We start from the raw sequence: 17,659 nt of genomic DNA, 5'->3' as shown, positions 1-17,659 counted from the left end.
CGCCGATGGCGACCACGCGAGCGCCCCGCTCCCCCGCGACGAGCCGCGGGGTCCTGCTGGATCTCGTGCGCGCTCGCGGACCGATCAGCCGGGTCGAGCTCGCCCAGGTCACCGGGCTGACGCAGGCCACCGTCTCGATCCTGGTGCGGCAGCTGCTCGCCGACGGGCTCGTCGCCGACGCCGGTCGATCCGAGTCCACGGGCGGCAAGCCGCGCGAGCTCCTCGCCCTCGTCCCGTCGGCCCGGGTCGCCCTGGGCCTCCAGCTCGAGGCCGACTCGACCACCGCGATCGTGGCGGATCTCGCCGGATCCGTCGTCGGGCGGCTCCGCACCCGCGGCGTCCTCGACGAGGGCCCTGAGTCGTTCGTGCGCGGCTTCGCCGAGCGGATCGACCTCCTGATCGAGGCGCTCGGCGTCGAGCGCGAGCGGGTCGTCGGCGTCGGCGTCGTCACTCCGGGCGGCGTCGACCGCTCGGGCGAGCGCGTCGTCGGCCTGCCCGGCCCCCGGGGTGCGGAGTGGGCGGCCGCCGGGCTGCGCTCGCTGCTCGAGGAGGCGTGCTCGCTGCCCGTGCTGCTCGACGACGACGCCTCGGCCGCGGCCGTCGGCGAGTTCTGGGCCGGCACCTTCCCGGCGGCGGGCGCGCACTGCACGCTCTACCTCGCCGGCGGGATCCGCGCCGGCCTCGTCCTCGACGGCGCCCTGCACCGCGGCTCCGGAGCGGGAGCGGGCCGGCTCGACCGCTTCGGACCGCGCGGCTCCGCTCCCCTCGCCGACCGCGTCGGACTCCTCGGCATCGCCGCGGGAGCGCGCGCGGCCGGCCTCACCGGACTCTCGGGCGACGCGTTCGCCGACGCCGCCGCGGTCGCGACCGCCGCCGTCCGCGGGGACCCCGCGTCCGCGGCCGTGGTCGACGACGCCGCCCACGAGCTCGCCGACGTCGCCGTGGCGCTCGCGGATCTGCTCGACCTCGACTCCGTCGTGCTCGCCGGACCCGCCTTCGCGGTCGCCGGTTCCCGCCACCTGGCCGTCCTGCGCGCCCGCTTCGCCGACGAGCATCCGGAATCGCGCGTGCTGCTGTCGGCCCACGTCGCCGACGCGGCCGCGGTCGGCGCCGCCGCCCTGGTGCTGCAGCGCGCCCTCTCCCCCCGCGGGCCCGCCCGGGGCCCACTCGAGCGATCCGGCCCGATCGGCGCCGATCTCGGCTACGGTGGTCCACGCGAAGGGGAGTAGTTCCCACCGCCTGCTCGGCAGGCGACGAGGCGCGTCGACATGCTGGTCCGGAACGATCCGGACCCGGCGCTCCACCCGGATCCGCACGGACCCGGGCGAACGAGACCTTCGGTCAGTCGACGCACGTCCTGACCGGTCCCTCTCGCGCGGGTCGGCGGGCCCGAACCCAGGAGATCCCATGGTGAGAACCGTCCAGGACCCCGCTCCCCCCAGCCCCGCGCAGATCCGCCGCTGGCGCCGCTACCTCGCCGACGAGCTCGCCGAGGCCGCCACCTACCGCGACCTCGCCGGCCGCCGCTCCGGCGAGGAGCGCGAGATCCTGCTCGCCCTCGCCGCCGCCGAGGGCCGGCACGAGGAGCACTGGCGCGGCCTGCTCGGCTCCGCCGCGGAGCCGTCGCCGCGACCGGATCTGCGCACGCGCGTGCTGGGCTTCCTCACCCGCCGCTTCGGCTCCGTCTTCGTACTCGCGCTCGTCCAGCGCGCCGAGGCCCGCTCCCCCTACGCCGACGACGACGACGCGACCGAGGCCATGGCGGCCGACGAGCGGATCCACGGCGAGGTCGTGCGGGGACTCGCCGAGCGCGGCCGCACCCGCCTCTCCGGGACCTTCCGCGCCGCGGTCTTCGGCGCCAACGACGGCCTCGTCTCGAACCTCGCCCTCGTGCTGGGCGTCGGGGCGAGCGGAGTGGCCACCAGCGTCGTGCTGTTCACCGGCCTCGCGGGGCTACTCGCCGGCGCGCTCTCGATGGGCGCGGGCGAGTTCGTCTCGGTGCGCTCGCAGCGGGAGCTGCTGAGCGCCTCCTCCCCCGACCTCGACACCAACCGCCTCGTCCCCGACCTCGACGTCGACGCGAACGAGCTGGCCCTCGTCTACCGCGCACGCGGCATGACCGAGGCCGAGGCGAACGCCCGCGCCGAGCACGTCTTCACGGGGCTGCGCGGTGGAGTCGCGGCCACCTCGCCGATCACGATCGGCGGCCCGAAGGCGGACCCGTCGGTCGACGAGCACGAGTCGATCGGCACGGGCATGGGCGCCGCGCTCTCGAGCTTCTGCTTCTTCGCGTCCGGCGCGATCATCCCCGTGCTGCCCTACCTCCTGGGCCTGTCCGGGATCGCCGCCGTGATCCTCGCCGCGGTCCTCGTCGGCCTCGCCCTGCTGGCGACCGGCGCGGTCGTCGGGCTGCTCTCGGGCGCGCCTCCGCTCGCCCGCGCGCTGCGCCAGCTCGGCATCGGCTACGGAGCGGCGCTCGTCACCTACTTGCTCGGACTGCTGTTCGGAGCCTCGGGGGTCTGAGCGCGGGAGCGGGCGTCAGTCCTCCGCCTGCTCCGCCTCGCGCGGGGCCGGACGCCCGCGCCAGCGCAGCGCCGCGACCCCGATCGCGATCAGCAGCGAGAACGGCAGCGACCCCAGCAGCGGGATCGACGCGTAGTAGAGGATCTGCCGTTGGATCCACTCCGGCGACGGGGTGTCGGAGTCGCCGTAGTACGGTGCGGGCGGCGAGGTGTAACCGATCGAGAGGATCGCGAACCCCAGCGCGGTGCCGGCGAGGCCCGCGAGCAGCAGCACCAGGAGCCAGGGGTTCCGCAGCAGCGGGGCCTCGGGCTCGGACGCGGTCACCGGAGCGGACGGAGCCTCCGGCTCGACGTCCTGCGCGGGCTGCCGGGCCTCGGAGGGCAGGCGCACCGCCTCCTCGGGCCGCGCGGGCCCGGCGGCCTCCCGGCGCGCCCGCCGACTGTCGGCGACCTCGGCGATGCGCGGCAGCGGCGCCGAGCGCGCACCGGTCGGACGCGGCCCGGCTCCCGGTCGGGCGAACGCGCGGTCGTCGCCGCGCACCCGGTCCACTCCCCCGGCGAAGCCCCGCTGGAACGCGGGGTCGTAGCGCGGGTCCATGCGCTCGCGTCCGCCGCGCTCGCGCACCCGCCCGCCCGTCGTGCTCGTGTCCGGGTCCTGCCCGTCCCTGTCAGTCATCGTCGACCTCCGGCTCCGCGGTGAGGAGTCCGCGCAGCCAGTCCCGCGCCTCGATGAACACCTCGTCGTCGTAGCGTCGCACGTACGAGACCGGACGGCGATCCGCCCGGGGGTAGGAACCCAGGAAGATCACCCCCGGGCTGAACCGCCGGAGCCCGAGCAGCGCGTCGGCGACGCGCTCGTCGGCCACGTGCCCGTCGAGGTCCAGCACGAACCGGTAGCGGCCGAGGGCGTCTCCGATCGGCCGCGACTGGATCATGCTCAGGTTCACTCCGCGGGTCGCGAACTGCTCGAGCATCTCGAGCAGAGCGCCCGGCTCGTCGGCCGGCAGCTCCGCGATGATGCTCGTCTTGTCCGCGCCCGTCGGCTCGGGCAGGAGCGTCGTGCGCGAGACGTGCACGAAGCGGGTGACGGCGTTCGGGTTGTCGCCGATCCGCTCGGCCAGCACGTCGACCGCGTGGTGCGCGACGATCCCCGGAGGAGCGATGGCGGCGTCCGCGGGAGAGCCGGCGAGCAGGTCCACCGTCGCCTGCACGTTGCTGGACGCGGGCAGGTACTCGTGGCTGGGCAGCTCGGCGTCGAGCCACTGCCTGCACTGGCCGTAGGCGACCGGATGCGCGGCCACGGTCCGCACGTCGCCCAGCCGCGTCCCCGGCCGCGCCACCAGGATGAACGAGACGGGCACCAGGTACTCGCCCACGATGCGCAGCCCCGGGATCCGCGCCAGCGCGTCCTGCGTGGCCGTCACTCCGCCCTCGACCGAGTTCTCGATCGCGATGACCGCGCCGTGACTCCGGCCCGAGACCAGATCGCCCAGCGCCTCGCCCACGTTCGCGACGCTGCGCCAGTGCTGGCCGCGTGCCTCCGGGACCTGCGCGAGCGCCGCCTCGGTGAACGTGCCGGAGGGCCCGAGATAGCTGTAGACACGGGACTCGGAGGCGCTGTCGGGCATGGCGGACAGCCTAGCCACCGGCTGTCCAGGCGGTATCGCGGGCCCGGGCGGGCTGCCACTATGGACCCCATGACCGATCGCGCAGGGAAGCCGGCACAGGCCTCCGATCTCATCGACGTCGAAGCCCTCGTGAGGGCCTACTACGACAACAAGCCGGACGTGTCCGATCCGCTCCAGAAGGTGGTCTTCGGCACCTCCGGGCACCGCGGATCCTCGTTCGACACCGCCTTCAACGAGGACCACATCGCCGCGGTGACGCAGGCGATCGTCGAGTACCGGACAAAGCAGGGCATCACCGGTCCGCTCTTCATCGGCGCCGACACCCACGGCCTCTCGCGCCCCGCGCTGACGACCGCCCTCGAGGTGCTCGTCGCGAACCAGGTGCGCGTGCTCGTCGACGAGTTCGACGACTTCGTGCCCACTCCGGCGCTGAGCCACGCGATCCTCCGCTGGAACAACGACCCGGCGCACACCGACGAGGCCGACGGCATCGTCGTCACCCCGTCGCACAACCCGCCCCGCGACGGCGGCTTCAAGTACAACCCGCCCCACGGCGGACCGGCCGACTCCGACGCCACCACCTGGATCGCGGACCGCGCCAACGAGCTCATCGCCGACGGCAACCGCGGCGTGAAGTCGGCCGAGCCCTCGGCCGTCGAGACCTACGACTTCCGCACCCACTACGTGGCGGACCTGAAGAACATCATCGACATCGACGCGATCAGGAAGGCGGGCGTGCGCATCGGCGCCGACCCGCTGGGCGGCGCCTCCGTGCACTACTGGCAGCTGATCGCCGAGATGTACGAGCTCGACCTGACCGTCGTCAACGGCGAGGTCGACCCGGCCTGGGGCTTCATGACCCTCGACTGGGACGGCAAGATCCGGATGGACCCGTCCTCCCCGAGCGCGATGGCCTCCGTCGTCGCCCGCTCCGGCGACTACGACGTGCTCACCGGCAACGACGCCGACGCCGACCGCCACGGCATCGTCACCCCCGACGGCGGGCTGATGAACCCCAACCACTACCTCGCCGTCGCGATCCAGTACCTCTACACGCACCGCTCCGGCTGGCGCGAGGACGCGGCGATCGGCAAGACGCTGGTCTCCTCCTCGATCATCGACCGCGTCGCCGAGTCGCTCGGCCGCCGCCTCTGGGAGGTGCCGGTCGGCTTCAAGTGGTTCGTCCCGGGCCTCGTCGACGGCTCGGTCGGCTTCGGCGGCGAGGAGTCGGCGGGCGCGTCGTTCCTCCGCTTCGACGGCACCGTGTGGACCACCGACAAGGACGGCATCCTGCTGGCGCTGCTCGCCTCCGAGATCATCGCCGTGACCGGCAAGAGCCCGTCGGCGCTGTACCGCGAGCTGACCGAGCGCTTCGGCGACCCGGTCTACGAGCGCGTCGACGCCGTCGCGACCAAGGCGCAGAAGGCCGCGCTGGGCAAGCTCGACGGAGACGCCATCTCGGCTTCCACGCTGGCCGGCGAGGAGATCGTCGCGAAGCTCTCGAAGGCGCCGGGCAACGGCGCGGGCGTCGGAGGAGTGAAGGTCGTCACCGAGAACGCGTGGTTCGCCGCGCGCCCCTCCGGCACCGAGGACGTCTACAAGATCTACGCCGAGTCCTTCCGCGGCCTCGACCACCTGCACGAGGTCCAGGCCGAGGCCCGCACCATCGTCGACGCCGCCCTCGACTCCTAGCCCGTCGACTTTCCCGAACTGCCCGGAAGGGCTCGTTCTCCGTCGCGAGAACGAGCCCTTCCGGGCAGTTCAGCGTCGAATCGCGGCGTGGACCTGCGCGACGACGGAGGGGAGGTCGGCGAGGTCGTCGCCGGTGAGCTCGATGACGACGTAGCCGGCGGCGCGGAGGCGGCCGATCCGTGCGCGATCCCGGCGCCAGCGGTCGCGTTCGACCCGGTGGTAGTCGCCGTGGTACTCGACGATCACCCGCGCGGAAGGGATGCAGAGGTCCACTCGGCCCAGGAACGCACCGGCGTGGTGGATCTCGACGTTGGCCTCGATCCCGGACACGCCCGCGAGGACCAGCGCGACACGCACGAGCGACTCCGGCCGGGACTCGGCCCTCGCGTCGAGAAGACCGAGCGCCTGGCGCAGTCTGCGGAGGCCTCTCCTGGATCGGTAGCGCGAGACTGCTGCTTCGAGCGAGCCCTGCGTGCACAGCCCCCTGTGCAGGAAGAAGTCGCCCACCGCGACGAGATCTCCCAGTTCGAGGACGGGCCCGAGGTCGCACCAGGTGCGGGCCGCCGTCGTCAGCCGTCCGAGCGGGTACGTCAGGACGTCCAGGGAAGTGTCGATCGCGAGAGACCGCCCGGAGATGCCGTCTGCATGGGGCGCGCGCCGAGGTGCCGCTACAGCGATGTCGAGTTCCGTCCGGCGTTCCCAGGGCAGATCCAGCGGTGCGCCCCAGAGAAGCGCAGCCGTCGGCCCGCAGGCGAACGCCTCCTTCCCGAGCCGGTACAGGAGGGCTGAGCAGCGCTCGCCGAGAGTGGTCGCCGGTCGCACCGATCGGACGCCGCGCACCGGCGCCGCGATCCCGCGCATCGCCGCTCGCGTCGCCCCGGCCGCGTACCCCTCCGACACTCGGAACACACCCTCGGGAAGATCTCCATGCACGCGCCCATGCTGACGACTTCCCCGTCGCCGCGCTCTCAACTCTCCACAGCCCCCGCTGACTCGCCCGGAAGGGCTCGTTCTCGCGCTGGAGAACGAGCCCTTCGGGGCGACTCAGGGCCGGGCCGCTACCAGCGGGGGTGGACGGCGGGGCGGAAGTGGGTGTCGTAGAGGGCGTTCACGGCCTCCATGAACGCGGGGCCGAGCGGAGCCGCGTCGGCGGCGGTCGCGTTCGCGCGGGCCTGCTCGGGCGAGCGGGCGCCGGGGATCACCGAGGTGACGCCGTCCTGCTGGATGATCCAGGCGAGCGCGGCGGGCACGGGGGCGAGGCCGTGGTCGGCGGCGAGGCGCGAGAACTCCTGCGCGGCCTCGACTCCGGTCGCGAAGTCGACGCCCGAGAACGTCTCGCCGACGTCGAACGCGGAGCCGTCGCGGTTGTAGTTGCGGTGGTCGTCGGCCGCGAACGTCGTCTCGGTCGTGTACCGGCCGCTCAGCAGTCCCGAGGCGAGCGGCACGCGGGCGAGGATCCCCACTCCGGCCTGGCGGGCCGCCGGCAGCACCGCGTCGAGCGGCTTCAGGCGGAACGCGTTCAGGATGATCTGCACGCTCGCGACGTTCGGACGCGCGATCGCGGTGAGCGCCTCCTCCGTGCGCTCGACCGAGACGCCGTAGTGCGCGATCGCGCCCTCGGAGACGAGGGTGTCGAGCGCGTCGAAGACGACGTCGTCGGAGTAGACGGAGGTGGGCGGGCAGTGCAGCTGCACGAGGTCGAGGGTGTCGACGCCGAGGTTCTTGCGCGAGCGGTCGGTCCAGGCGCGGAAGTTGTCGAGAACGTAGTTCTCGGGCACCTGGTCGACGCGGCGGCCCATCTTGGTCGCGACGAACACCCCGGAGTCGGGGTGCGCGGCGAGGTAGGAGCCGATCGTGCGCTCGCTGCGGCCGTCGCCGTACACGTCGGCGGTGTCGAAGAGGGTCACCCCCGACTCCACGGCGGCGTCGAGGATCGCGAGGGCGTCGTTCTCGGCGACGTCACCCCAGTCGGCACCGAGCTGCCAGGTTCCGAGGCCGACGACGGAGACGGGCGCACCGGTGCGTCCGAGAATTCGAGTGTCCATGCCTCCACCGTAGGCGCGGGCCGCGTCGCGCGGAGCCCCTTGCGCGTGCCCTAACGTCGAGGGCATGCCCCTCGTCGTCCTCGGTAGCGCCAACCTCGATCACGTCCACCGCGTCGCCCGCATCCCCGCTCCCGGCGAGACCGTGCTGGCCTCCGACTACCGCACGTTCCCGGGCGGCAAGGGCCTGAACCAGGCGGTGGCCGCGGCCCGCACCGCCGCGGGCACGGCGTTCGTCACGAGCCTCGGTCGCGATGCGGCGGGCGACGAGCTCGCCGGAGTCCTCTCCCGCGAGCCGCTCGAGCTGCACGCCCGCCGCGTCGAGCAGCGGACGGGCACCGCGCAGATCACGGTCGACGACGCGGGCGAGAACGCGATCGTCGTCGACTCCGGAGCGAACGCCGCGTTCACCGGGCTGACCGGCGCGGAGGAGGAGGTCGTCGCGGGCGCCTCCGCTCTGCTCCTCCAGCTCGAGGTGCCGCAGGAGACGGTGCTCGCCGCCGCCCGCGCGGCGCGCGCCGCCGGGGTCGTCACGATCCTGAACGCCGCGCCGATCGGGCCGCTGCCGGACGAGCTGCTCGCGGCGCTCGACGTGCTGATCGTCAACGAGCACGAAGCGCGGGAGCTCGGGAGCGCGCGCGGCCTCTCGGCGGCGGACGACACCGCACTGGCCGTTGCGCTCACGGCGCTCGTGCCGCTCGTCCTCGTCACGCTCGGCTCGGACGGAGTGGTCGTCGCCGCGCGAGGCCGCGAACCGCTGCACGCCCCCGCGTTCCGCGTCCGCGCCGTCGACACGACGGGAGCCGGCGACACCTTCTGCGGCGCCTTCTCAGCGCGGCTGGCGGCGAGCACCGTCGACCTCGCCGATCCGGAGGCGCTGCTGCCCCTGGTCCGCTGGGCCGGCGCGGCGGCGGCCGTCTCGGTCACGCGCGCGGGCGCGGCCGTGTCGGCCCCGACCGCCGCCGAGACGGAGTCGTTCCTCGCCGATCAGGGCTGAGCGCGCACCGATCAGGGCTGAGCGCTCGCCGACACGAGCCGACGACGGTGATCCCCGGGTCTAGTCGACCGCCGCGATCCGCACCGCGATCCGCGCGCGGCGCTCCGGGTGCTCCTGCTCGCACCACTCCCGCGCCACGGCGCCCACGGCCCGGGCCACGCCCGGTGCGGACGCGTCGGCGGCCACTCCGATGTCGATCGAGACGACGATCCCGTCGGGCGCTATCCGCACCAGCACCGGCTCCGCGAGCGTGCCGCCCGAGGCGGTGCCCAGGGAGCCGGGTAGCAGCGGGATCGGCGAGGGAGCGAGCGCCGTCGCCGCGTGGGCGAGCACGTCGCGCGCCTCGGCCCGCGCCGGCACGACCATCGCCACTCCGGGAACGGCGCGCACGAGCGCGGTGAGCACGGACGAGGGGCTCTCCGACTGCGGGGCGACCACGCCGCCCGCCGTGCTCACGACCCCTCCGTTCCGGGGATGTAGACGTCCTCGACGCGGACGTCGATCGTCGAGATGCTCAGCTCGGTCTGGGTGAGCAGTCGCGAGTGGATCCGCTCGCGCACCTGCTGGGCCGCGTCGGCGATCGGCACGCCCCAGAACACCGAGATCGTGACCTCGATCGCGATCTCGGCCTCGGGGTCGCCGACGTCGCCGACCAGCCGGCAGCGGCCGACCAGCACGCCGGGGACGCTGTCGCCCGCCTCCCGGACGAGGCCGCGCACCGCGCCCTCGGTGATCGTCAGCTCGACGTCCGGTTCGGGGCTCGCCAGCGGGATGTCGCGACCGGCGCGCGCCTCCCGCCGCACCTGGGTGAGGATCGAGCCGAACCAGCTCTCCTCCGGAGCGGGCAGGCGCTCGGCGTCGTCGTCGATCAGCGCGCCCGACAGAGCGCGCACCCGCTCGAGCGCCTGGAGCGTCCTGCGGTGCTCGGGCGACTCCTCGATCGCGGGGTCGTAGGGGAGGCGTCCGCGGTCGAGGTAGTCGCTGAGGTCGTCGATCGTGCGCTCCTCGGCTGCGCCGTCGAGCGGCACCGCCTCGACGGGCACGACCTCGAGCGCGTCGCTGCGCTCGGGTCCGGCCGGCCGGTCCCCCGGCACCTCCGGCCTGTCGTCGGCGTTCATGGGGCCTGCTCCTTCATCGGGGACGTCCTTCATCGCCAGTCCTCCATCGCCACGACGAGCGACTCGCGGGCTCGCGCGAGCTTGCCGCGCACGGCGGTCGGAGTGAGTCCGAGGTGCTCGGCGATCTCACCGTAGGACTCGCCGCCCACCTCGCGGAGCAGCCAGCACTGGCGCTGGGACTCCGGCAGTTCGGCCAGTGCTGCGGCGAGCGCCTTCATCGCGTCGGAGCGCTCGGCGGCCTCGAAGGGCCCCGGCTCCTTCGCGGCGGGGTGCTCGACGGCGTCGACGTCGTCGGCGGGGCGGCGCTGGCGCATCAGGTCGACGCTGGATCGGCTGACGATCCGCATCATCCAGCTGCGCACGCTCGCCGGCTCCTTCAGCTGGGGCAGCTGGGCCCACACGGTGATGAGCGCGTTCTGCACGGCGTCGGAGGCATCGGCCTGCGAGCCCGTCAGCCGCCACGCGTACGCGCGGAGGATCGACTGGTGCCGCTTGACCAGGACCTCGAAGGCCCGGACGTCGCCCTCGGCCGAGCGCTCGGCGAGGAGCGCATCGCTCGCCGACTCCAGACCCGGCATGGCGCCCTCTCTCCTCCGACCGCCGGCACCGTGCCGGACGACTATCAGGCAACGGTCAGGAAATTTCCCGATCCGGACCGTGACGATCGCCCTCCGGGCTCCGTCTGACTCATGTAAGCACAGCCCGGACGAGCAAGACTGCGAAGTCGATCCGACCGGGCCCCCCGATCCCCGACCGCGCTCCCGCGGCCGACGACACGTACAGGAGACATCATGAGCGACAGCACTCGCACCCCCTCCACCCCCCGCGTCGACACGTCCGTCGATACCGTGACGAGCCTCGGAGGCGCCGTGTCCGGCACCGCCCAGGGCCGCACGGTCATCGACGACGCCGTGATCGCCAAGGTCGCCGGCATCGCGGCCCGCGAGGTCCCCGGCGTCTTCGCCCTGGGCAACAACGCGGCCCGCGCGTTCGGAGCGATCCGCTCCGCCGTCGGCGCCAACGACCACGGCCAGGGCGTGCGCGTCGAGGTCGGCGAGACCCAGGTCGCGGTCGACGTGACCCTCGTCGTCGCCTACCCGGTGCCGATGCAGACCGTCGCCGACCGCGTGCGCGACGCCGTCGCCGAGGCCATCACCGAGCTCGTGGGCATGGCGGTCGCCGAGATCAACGTCGCGATCGTCGACGTGCACATCCCCGGGGACGACGACTCCGCCGAGACCGAGAGCCGCGTCCGATGAGCGTCCCCACTCCCCCCGCCGCCTCGAACCGCAGCACCGTCCTCGGAGTAGTCGTCGGCGCGATCCTCGCGTTCGCCGCCCTGCTCTTCGGCTTCTGGGGCTTCGTCCTCACCGCCGTCTTCATGGCGCTGGGCGTCCTGATCGCGCGGATGCTCGACGGATCGCTCGACGTGCGCAGCCTCGTGGACGTGTTCCGCGGCCGCACGACCTCCCGCTAGGAGCACCGCATGACCACCGACCTGCAGTCGCGGCCCGCCACCGGTGCGCCGGTGGCGGGGACCGTCACCGTCAGCGTCCGCTCGATCGAGCGCACCGCGCTCGCCGTCGTGCACGAGGAGCTCGGCGTGGAGGTCTCGGCGATCCGCGTCCGCCTGTCGGACGACCGCGGCGGCCTCGCGCTCGCCGTCACCACTCCGGTCGTCGTCGATCCCGATCCCGTCTCGGCTCCCGGAGCCGACGGCGGGAACCTGCTCGACCGCCTCCACCGCGACCGCGCCCGCATCGCCGCACGGATGCAGGCACTCACCGGCCGCACCGTCACCCGCGTCGACGTCCGCGTCACCGGCACCCGGACCCGCAGCACGAGGAGAGTCGCATGAGCCCCGCATCGTCCCCCCGCGACGCCGCCCCCGACGCCCGGTACGGCCGCTTCCTGCGGCGCGAGACCCACCGGTCGCGCTCGGCCGCCGAGATCGTGGTCCTCACCGTGATCGCGCTGATCGCGGCGTACGTCGGCACCGAGGCGGTGCTCGCCGTCCTCGGCGCGGCTCCGCTGCTGATCGCGCCGTCCGATCTGCTCGCCGCGCTCGTCGGAGTCGGGGAGCTCGCCACCGGTGCGCTCATCGGCATCGCCGTTGGCACCGGTCTGCTCGCGCTGATCCTGCTCGTCCTGGCCCTCGCTCCCGGTGCTCGCGCCCGGCACACGATCGCCGACGACCGCCTCGCGGTCGTGGTCGACGACGGAGTGATCGCCTCGGCGCTCGCCCGCTCGGCCCGGACGATCGCGCGATCGCGCCGCGAGGACACCAGCGCTTCGATCGGCCGCCGCACCGCGGTCGTCTCGATCACGCCCGCCTCCGGCATCGGCGTCGACCGCGACGCGGTGCAGAAGGCCCTCGACGAGGAGCTGGAGCGCATCGCTCCGCAGCCCGCCACCCGCGCCTCCGTCCGCATCGCCGACTCCGGGAGGATCTGATGACCACGAGCAACCGCTTCCTCAACCGCCTCGTCCTGCTCGTGGTGGGCCTCGTGCTCGCGGCCGTCACCGCAGGGCTCGTCCTGGTCGCCGTGTCGCAGCCCGTGCGCGACACCGTCTCGGCGTTCGGATCCGACCAGGGGGCGTCGCTCGTCTCGCGGATCTCGCCCGAGGACGGCACCGCCTGGAGCGATGCCGCCGTCCTCTGGCCGCTCTACGCGATCGTCGGCGTGTGCCTGGTGGGCATCGTGCTCGCCCTGGTGCTCGCCCTCGCCCACGGCCGTGGCCGCACCGGCACGGTCCTGCGCGACGAGTCGTCGGCCGACGGCGGCCCCGCCGGTGCCGTGGAGTTCGGCACGGGCTTCGCGGAGGACGTCCTCGAGAACGCGCTCGCCGGCCGCGGCGACCTGCTGGACGCGACGGTGTCGGCGTACGAGCACGGCTCGACGACCGCGCTGAAGGTGCGCGTCCTCCCCCGCTCGGGCGTCTCGCCCCGCACCGTGGTCGACGCGGTCCACGCGGAGGTCGAGAGCCTCGACCGGCTCCTCGGCGCCCGCCTGCCCGTCGTGCTCGAGGTCGCCTCGAGCGCCCGCGCCGGCTTCTCGAAAGAGGACCGCGTCTCCTGATCCGCGCAGCGCCTCCGGCGCTCGCTGCACCACCCCTCCAGCGGCCTTCGCCGGAGGATCCGAGAACAGAACGAAGGGAGCCCCTGATGGGTGCTGACGACAAGATCCGCAACGCCGCTGAGAACCTGGTCGGAAAGGCGAAGGAGGCGGTCGGCAAGCTGACCGACAACGAGCGCCTCGAGGCCGAGGGCCAGGCCGATCAGACCAAGGCCCACACCAAGAAGGTCGGCGAGGACGTCAAGGACGTCTTCAAGAACTGACTCTCCCGAGCCCCGGAGGGCCGTCACCGCTCAGGCGGTGGCGGCCCTCCGTCGTTCCCGTCAGACGCTCCAGAACATGATCCGACCGGCCGAGGCCGAGTCGATGTCCTGGTCGAAGTTGTCCACGGTGTGCGAGGCGTAGAGGATCGTGTCGCCGTCCACGCTCGTGACAATGCCGGTGTGGTCCCAGTCGCCCGACCCGTCCCAGTCGAACTGGACGACGTCGCCGACCTCGACCTGGTCGCGCTGGTCGTTCGCCAGCGGCGTCGCGCGCTCGGGGTGCGCGGCGAGGTAGGAGTTGAACGCCGTCGAGGACGCCCAGGCCGAGCTGTACCCGCCGCCGGCCGAGAAGCTCCACTCGGAGTCCATGCTCCAGCCGCGGGCGATGAGGGACTGCGAGGCGAAGTTGACGCAGTCGTTGCCGCCGATGACTCCGTACTGCGCCGAGTTGTACTCGTTCCAGTAGGTCTCGACGTAGTCGAGCTGCGAGGCCAGGCGGCTCGCGTCCAGCGCCGCGGCGGCCTTCGCGGCCTCGATCGCGGGGTCCGGCGTGTAGGCGAAGGTGATGGCCGACGCGACGACCTTGGTCGTCGCGAGGACACCGGTGGCGGTCGCAGTGGCGGTCGGCTCGGGCGTCGGCGCTCCGAGGTCCGCGGCGGGGTCGGCGAGGAGCGGCTCGGGTGCGGTCGTCGCGATCGCCGGCTGGGCGACCGGCGTGCCGTCGGCCGTGACCGCCGCAGCGGCGTCCGTCACGGCGTCGAAGGTGATCGGCGCGCCGCTCGCGTCGAAGAACGCGACGGGCACCACTCCCTCGACCTCCCCGGAGGCGGGCGGGGCGATGACCGTGATCCGATCGGGGTTCTCGACGGCGACGCTGCCCTCGGCCTCGCCGAAGCGCACCGAGGCGACCGAGTCGAGGTTCGAGCCCTGCAGCGTGACGGCGGTGCCTCCGGCGACGGTCCCGGTGGTGGTCGAGACGCCGCTCAGCACGACGCGGGCGGAGGCGGTCGTGGCCGGGAGCACGGCGACGGTGGTGGGGAGGGCGGTCGGGGACGCGGTCCCGGAGGCGCTGGCCGAGGCGGACTCGGACGACCCCGATCCGCCGATGGTCAGGCTCGCCCCTGCGGCGACGGCCACGACGACGAGGCCGCCGGACATCGCGAGCACGAGGTGACGGCGCGTGGGCCGGAGGAACGCGGAGCCGCGACGGGCGGGCTCGACGCGCGGGCGGTGCTGGCGGTGGCCCTCGGAGGCGCGGCGGTCGCGACGCGAGACGAAGACGGTCTCGGCGACGGCGTGCGGCGGCACGGAGGCGGAGGGGCGGACCGGGCGGGGGTCCTGCGCGGGGGCCGCCGGGACGGCGGGTCGGATGCGGCCCTCCCGCTCCCTCGCCTCGCGGCGGGTCAGGGGCGCGGCGGTCGGGTCGGGAGCGACGACCTCGGGGGTGGCGGGGGACGGAGTCGGGGTGGAGCGGGTGGAGCTGGGGGGCACAGAGGTATCTCACGGTTCGGGATGCGACGGCACGGTGACGCACTGATCTACAGGGGGGGGTGGCCCTGTCAAGGGGCTGTCGCGCTCGGACGGAGGGGGCCGCCCGGAAACGCTTCGGGTAACAGTACGGTAACGAGCGGCGCGTGTCACGTCGCCGGACGTCCGAATGTGATCGCTAGAGCGCCTAGGAAACAGAACCGGGCGCGTAATCGGGCGCATCCGGAAGTCCGAACAGGCGCTCCAGCGTCTCGACTCCCGTGTCGCGCAGGTGCTGCGCGAGCTCCGTCCCGACGTACCGCAGGTGGTACGGCTCGGACTCGTACCCGGTGATCGGAGTGTTCTGCGGCTTGTACCGGACGAGGAATCCGAAGCGGTGCGCGTTCTCCCCCACCCAGAGGCCCTCCGGGGTGTCCCCCCAGCAGATCTCCAGCGCGCAGGTCCCGGACGCGCCGACCACGTCGACGGCCCAGCCCGTCTGGTGCTCGCTGTGACCGGGCCGCGCGCTCGTCGCGTCGGCCCCTGCCTGACCGCGGGTCGACACCCAGCCGGCGTAGACGCCGACCTGGGTCTCGTAGGAGCGGTACGCGCTCTGCACGGCGAGCGCGAGTCCCGCCTCCGTCGACGCGGCCGCGACCATCGCGACCAGCGCGTCGGCCGTCGCCCGCCGCATCGGCTGGCGATTCACGTAGCGCACATCCGGGTAGACGAGATCGGCGGGGACGTAGTCGACCGGGTTCAGCGTCCGCAGCTTGTTGACCACGACCCACGGGCTCGCCGCGTCGTCGACGGAGTTCGCCGACAGGTCGATGCCGGGTGTCGGGGTGGGCGTGGGCTCCTCGGTGGCGGTCGGAACCGGCTCAGGGGTCGCCGAGGCCGAGGGGGGAGGAGTCGGAGTGGGCGTCGGGGTCGTGGGACTCGTCGCGCCCGCGGTCGGCGCCGGTGCTCCTCGACCGGCTCCGATCGCCGCGCCGACGCCGAACGCGGTCGCCCCCGCGGCCACCGCGACTCCACCGATGACCAGTGCGCGCCGGCGCACCGGGCGCCCGCCGGGGGCCTCGTTCTCGCTCGACGTCATCCTCCGAGCCTAGACGCGGGTCCGTCGAGGTCTCCCGACGACCGCCCGGCGACCGGATCTTCGAGCCCGACTCCAATATCCTCGAAGGATTCACATCAGCGACTCCCCTAGCGTGAGTGACAGCACCGGCGATCGCGCGGCGCCGCCCCCTCGGCCCCGCACCGGCGATCCCGGCGACGAAAGGACCCCATGCTCCGACCCCGCCTCGCTCCCGCGGTCCCTCTCGCGGCCCTCGCGCGCACCCTCGAGATCCCGGCCGACGATCTCGTCGACGCCGAGGTCACCGGGGTCGTGCTCACCGCGTCCGACGTCGAGCCCGGCGACCTCTTCGTCGCGCTCGCCGGCGTGAACCGGCACGGCGCCGAGTTCGTCGGCGAGGCCCGCGAGCGCGGCGCCTCCGCGGTGATGACCGACGCGGCCGGAGCGGAGCTCGCCCGCGCCACGGGCCTGCCGGTGCTGGTCGTCGACGACCCGCGCTCGCGCCTGGGCGCCGTCGCCGCCGCCGTCTACGGAACGGCCGAGCGCGCGCCCGTGCTCTTCGGCGTCACCGGCACCAACGGCAAGACGTCGACCGTGCACATGATCGAGGGGATCCTCCGCCAGCTCGGCGTGGTCCCGGGCCTCAGCTCGACCGCGGAGCGCCACATCGGCGACACCTCGATCACGAGCGGCCTGACCACCCCCGAGGCGACCGAGCTGCACGCGCTGCTCGCCCGCATGCACGAGGACGGCGTGGGAGCCGCGGCGATCGAGGTCAGCGCTCAGGCGCTCACGCGTCACCGCGTCGACGGGGTCGTCTTCGACGTCGCGGGGTTCACGAACCTCAGCCACGACCACCTCGACGACTACGGCGACATGGAGACCTACTTCTCCCAGAAGGCGCAGCTCTTCCAGCCGGACCGGGCCCGACGCGCCGTCGTCTCGCTCGACTCCCCCGCCGGTGCCCGCATCCGCGACACGGCGGGCATCCCCGTGACCACCATCACCTCGCTCCCGGACGTCGACGCCGACTGGACGGTGACGATCCTCGAGCAGGAGTTCGGCCGCACCGGCTTCCGCATCCAGAACCGCGAGTCGCGGGCGATCACCACCTCGGTGCCCATCATCGGCGCCCACATGGCGGCCAACGCGGCCCTCGCCATCGTCATGCTGGTCGAGTCGGGTCGGCCGCTCGGCGAGATCCGCGCCGCTCTGCACCGCGACGGCGGAGTCGACGTCTCGCTCCCCGGCCGCACCGAGCGCGTCTCGGGCGAGCGCGGCCCGACCGTCTACGTCGACTTCGGACACAGCGCCGACGCGTTCCAGCACACGCTCGAGGCGGTCCGCGGGGTGACCCGCGGCCGCGTGATCATGGTGTTCGGCGCGGACGGCGACCGCGACACGCTGAAGCGGCCCGCGATGGCCGAGGCCGCCGTGTCCGGCAGCGACGTGCTCGTCGTCACCGATCACCACCCGCGCTTCGAGGATCCGGCCTCCATCCGCCGCACGCTCGTCGAGGCCGCCCGCGCCGCGCGTCCCAACGGGGAGATCCACGAGGTCGACGACCCCAAGCGCGCGATCCGCGTCGCCGTCTCGCTGGCCGAGGAGGGCGACTCGATCCTCTGGGCGGGCCCGGGGCACCAGAACTACCGCGACATCCGGGGCGTCCGCACGCCGTACTCCGCACGAGCCGAGGCCCGAGCGGCGCTCCGCGAGGCGGGCTGGACCGAGGAGCCCGCCGCCGCCCCGGAGTGACGCCCGCGCGCGCCTCCTGA

The 17,659-nt window shown here is 73.7% G+C and carries 20 protein-coding genes; 11 read left to right on the top strand and 9 right to left on the bottom strand.

Going from position 1 to position 17,659, the window contains the following annotated elements:
• The first annotated feature begins 5 nt into the window (after positions 1-5).
• Together ASF46_RS03670 and ASF46_RS03665 are read left to right on the top strand one after the other, a co-directional pair.
• Positions 6-1,229, top strand: coding sequence for an ROK family transcriptional regulator (locus ASF46_RS03670; RefSeq protein ID WP_056866465.1), 1,224 nt, complete (start codon positions 6-8; stop codon positions 1,227-1,229).
• A 178-nt stretch (positions 1,230-1,407) separates the two neighbouring features.
• Entirely contained in the window at positions 1,408-2,523 is a 1,116-nt protein-coding gene (locus tag ASF46_RS03665) for a VIT1/CCC1 transporter family protein (protein WP_056866464.1), read from the top strand.
• A 15-nt stretch (positions 2,524-2,538) separates the two neighbouring features.
• Here ASF46_RS03665 and ASF46_RS03660 read toward each other — a convergent pair whose 3' ends face one another.
• Both ASF46_RS03660 and pheA read right to left on the bottom strand, forming a co-directional pair.
• Positions 2,539-3,198, bottom strand: coding sequence for a hypothetical protein (locus tag ASF46_RS03660; protein ID WP_157602190.1), 660 nt, complete (start codon positions 3,196-3,198; stop codon positions 2,539-2,541).
• Entirely contained in the window at positions 3,191-4,150 is a 960-nt protein-coding gene (pheA, locus tag ASF46_RS03655; RefSeq protein WP_107574577.1) for a prephenate dehydratase, read from the bottom strand. The genes ASF46_RS03660 and pheA overlap by 8 nt, the downstream gene beginning before the upstream one ends.
• A gap of 69 nt (positions 4,151-4,219) precedes the next feature.
• Between pheA and pgm the strand changes: the two genes are divergently transcribed.
• On the top strand, positions 4,220-5,842 hold the full coding sequence (gene pgm / locus ASF46_RS03650) for a phosphoglucomutase (alpha-D-glucose-1,6-bisphosphate-dependent) (protein ID WP_056866462.1): 1,623 nt from the start codon (positions 4,220-4,222) through the stop codon (positions 5,840-5,842).
• A 69-nt stretch (positions 5,843-5,911) separates the two neighbouring features.
• On the opposite strand, the gene ASF46_RS19365 is transcribed toward pgm, so the two are convergent.
• Positions 5,912-6,199 carry a DUF559 domain-containing protein gene (locus tag ASF46_RS19365; protein ID WP_162240157.1) on the bottom strand — a complete coding sequence of 96 codons (288 nt, stop codon included), beginning with the start codon at positions 6,197-6,199 and terminating at the stop codon, positions 5,912-5,914.
• Positions 6,200-6,900: 701 nt separating this feature from the next.
• Complete coding sequence (locus tag ASF46_RS03640; protein WP_056866460.1) at positions 6,901-7,887, bottom strand: aldo/keto reductase; 987 nt, start codon at positions 7,885-7,887, stop codon at positions 6,901-6,903.
• 64 nt (positions 7,888-7,951) lie between these two features.
• Between ASF46_RS03640 and ASF46_RS03635 the strand changes: the two genes are divergently transcribed.
• Positions 7,952-8,881, top strand: a complete 930-nt coding sequence (locus tag ASF46_RS03635) for a ribokinase (protein ID WP_056866459.1) — start codon at positions 7,952-7,954, stop codon at positions 8,879-8,881.
• Positions 8,882-8,941: 60 nt separating this feature from the next.
• On the opposite strand, the gene ASF46_RS03630 is transcribed toward ASF46_RS03635, so the two are convergent.
• The 3 genes from ASF46_RS03630 to ASF46_RS03620 are packed head-to-tail and all read right to left on the bottom strand — an operon-like array spanning position 8,942 to position 10,577.
• Positions 8,942-9,337, bottom strand: a complete 396-nt coding sequence (locus tag ASF46_RS03630) for a hypothetical protein (protein WP_056866458.1) — start codon at positions 9,335-9,337, stop codon at positions 8,942-8,944.
• Complete coding sequence (locus tag ASF46_RS03625) at positions 9,334-9,999, bottom strand: Asp23/Gls24 family envelope stress response protein (RefSeq protein ID WP_055786877.1); 666 nt, start codon at positions 9,997-9,999, stop codon at positions 9,334-9,336. Before ASF46_RS03625 ends, ASF46_RS03630 begins: the two co-directional genes overlap by 4 nt.
• 29 nt (positions 10,000-10,028) lie before the next feature.
• Positions 10,029-10,577 (bottom strand): RNA polymerase sigma factor, encoded by a 549-nt coding sequence (locus ASF46_RS03620; RefSeq protein ID WP_055786875.1) that lies wholly within the window; start codon positions 10,575-10,577, stop codon positions 10,029-10,031.
• Between the two features lie 213 nt (positions 10,578-10,790).
• On the opposite strand from ASF46_RS03620, the gene ASF46_RS03615 reads away from it, so the two are divergent.
• The 6 genes from ASF46_RS03615 (at position 10,791) to ASF46_RS18720 (ending at position 13,339) form a co-directional block, all read left to right on the top strand.
• Positions 10,791-11,258 (top strand): Asp23/Gls24 family envelope stress response protein, encoded by a 468-nt coding sequence (locus ASF46_RS03615; protein WP_055786873.1) that lies wholly within the window; start codon positions 10,791-10,793, stop codon positions 11,256-11,258.
• Entirely contained in the window at positions 11,255-11,476 is a 222-nt protein-coding gene (locus ASF46_RS03610; protein ID WP_055786870.1) for a DUF2273 domain-containing protein, read from the top strand. Before ASF46_RS03615 ends, ASF46_RS03610 begins: the two co-directional genes overlap by 4 nt.
• Before the next feature lie 9 nt (positions 11,477-11,485).
• Positions 11,486-11,857 carry a hypothetical protein gene (locus tag ASF46_RS03605; protein ID WP_056866457.1) on the top strand — a complete coding sequence of 124 codons (372 nt, stop codon included), beginning with the start codon at positions 11,486-11,488 and terminating at the stop codon, positions 11,855-11,857.
• Positions 11,854-12,453, top strand: a complete 600-nt coding sequence (locus ASF46_RS03600; protein WP_056866456.1) for a DUF6286 domain-containing protein — start codon at positions 11,854-11,856, stop codon at positions 12,451-12,453. The genes ASF46_RS03605 and ASF46_RS03600 overlap by 4 nt, the downstream gene beginning before the upstream one ends.
• A complete protein-coding gene (locus tag ASF46_RS03595) occupies positions 12,453-13,079 on the top strand; it encodes a hypothetical protein (RefSeq protein WP_056866455.1) in 627 nt (208 codons plus the stop codon). The genes ASF46_RS03600 and ASF46_RS03595 overlap by 1 nt, the downstream gene beginning before the upstream one ends.
• A gap of 86 nt (positions 13,080-13,165) precedes the next feature.
• Entirely contained in the window at positions 13,166-13,339 is a 174-nt protein-coding gene (locus ASF46_RS18720) for a CsbD family protein (protein ID WP_082480972.1), read from the top strand.
• 60 nt (positions 13,340-13,399) lie between these two features.
• Here ASF46_RS18720 and ASF46_RS03590 read toward each other — a convergent pair whose 3' ends face one another.
• Complete coding sequence (locus ASF46_RS03590; RefSeq protein WP_056866454.1) at positions 13,400-14,830, bottom strand: amidase domain-containing protein; 1,431 nt, start codon at positions 14,828-14,830, stop codon at positions 13,400-13,402.
• A gap of 184 nt (positions 14,831-15,014) precedes the next feature.
• Positions 15,015-15,905 carry a M15 family metallopeptidase gene (locus ASF46_RS03585; RefSeq protein WP_056866453.1) on the bottom strand — a complete coding sequence of 297 codons (891 nt, stop codon included), beginning with the start codon at positions 15,903-15,905 and terminating at the stop codon, positions 15,015-15,017.
• Positions 15,906-16,094: 189 nt separating this feature from the next.
• On the opposite strand from ASF46_RS03585, the gene ASF46_RS03580 reads away from it, so the two are divergent.
• The gene (locus ASF46_RS03580) at positions 16,095-17,639 is read left to right on the top strand and encodes a Mur ligase family protein (RefSeq protein WP_056866452.1); all 1,545 of its coding nucleotides are present in this window, start codon (positions 16,095-16,097) and stop codon (positions 17,637-17,639) included.
• The last annotated feature ends 20 nt before the right edge of the window (positions 17,640-17,659 follow it).

Origin of the sequence: Rathayibacter sp. Leaf296, assembly GCF_001423045.1 — a bacterium.
Lineage (GTDB): Bacteria > Actinomycetota > Actinomycetes > Actinomycetales > Microbacteriaceae > Rathayibacter > Rathayibacter caricis.
This window is presented reverse-complemented; position numbering and strand designations above follow the sequence as displayed.

Bases quoted from the DNA above. Each gene is read 5' to 3' on its own strand.
- ASF46_RS03670 (WP_056866465.1), top strand. From the start codon at position 6: ATGGCGACCACGCGAGCGCCCCGCTCCCCCGCGACGAGCCGCGGGGTC.
- ASF46_RS03665 (WP_056866464.1), top strand. From the start codon at position 1,408: ATGGTGAGAACCGTCCAGGACCCCGCTCCCCCCAGCCCCGCGCAGATC.
- ASF46_RS03660 (WP_157602190.1), bottom strand. From the start codon at position 3,198: ATGACTGACAGGGACGGGCAGGACCCGGACACGAGCACGACGGGCGGG.
- pheA (WP_107574577.1), bottom strand. From the start codon at position 4,150: ATGCCCGACAGCGCCTCCGAGTCCCGTGTCTACAGCTATCTCGGGCCC.
- pgm (WP_056866462.1), top strand. From the start codon at position 4,220: ATGACCGATCGCGCAGGGAAGCCGGCACAGGCCTCCGATCTCATCGAC.
- ASF46_RS03640 (WP_056866460.1), bottom strand. From the start codon at position 7,887: ATGGACACTCGAATTCTCGGACGCACCGGTGCGCCCGTCTCCGTCGTC.
- ASF46_RS03635 (WP_056866459.1), top strand. From the start codon at position 7,952: ATGCCCCTCGTCGTCCTCGGTAGCGCCAACCTCGATCACGTCCACCGC.
- ASF46_RS03625 (WP_055786877.1), bottom strand. From the start codon at position 9,999: ATGAACGCCGACGACAGGCCGGAGGTGCCGGGGGACCGGCCGGCCGGA.
- ASF46_RS03620 (WP_055786875.1), bottom strand. From the start codon at position 10,577: ATGCCGGGTCTGGAGTCGGCGAGCGATGCGCTCCTCGCCGAGCGCTCG.
- ASF46_RS03615 (WP_055786873.1), top strand. From the start codon at position 10,791: ATGAGCGACAGCACTCGCACCCCCTCCACCCCCCGCGTCGACACGTCC.
- ASF46_RS03610 (WP_055786870.1), top strand. From the start codon at position 11,255: ATGAGCGTCCCCACTCCCCCCGCCGCCTCGAACCGCAGCACCGTCCTC.
- ASF46_RS03605 (WP_056866457.1), top strand. From the start codon at position 11,486: ATGACCACCGACCTGCAGTCGCGGCCCGCCACCGGTGCGCCGGTGGCG.
- ASF46_RS03600 (WP_056866456.1), top strand. From the start codon at position 11,854: ATGAGCCCCGCATCGTCCCCCCGCGACGCCGCCCCCGACGCCCGGTAC.
- ASF46_RS03595 (WP_056866455.1), top strand. From the start codon at position 12,453: ATGACCACGAGCAACCGCTTCCTCAACCGCCTCGTCCTGCTCGTGGTG.
- ASF46_RS18720 (WP_082480972.1), top strand. From the start codon at position 13,166: ATGGGTGCTGACGACAAGATCCGCAACGCCGCTGAGAACCTGGTCGGA.
- ASF46_RS03585 (WP_056866453.1), bottom strand. From the start codon at position 15,905: ATGACGTCGAGCGAGAACGAGGCCCCCGGCGGGCGCCCGGTGCGCCGG.
- ASF46_RS03580 (WP_056866452.1), top strand. From the start codon at position 16,095: ATGCTCCGACCCCGCCTCGCTCCCGCGGTCCCTCTCGCGGCCCTCGCG.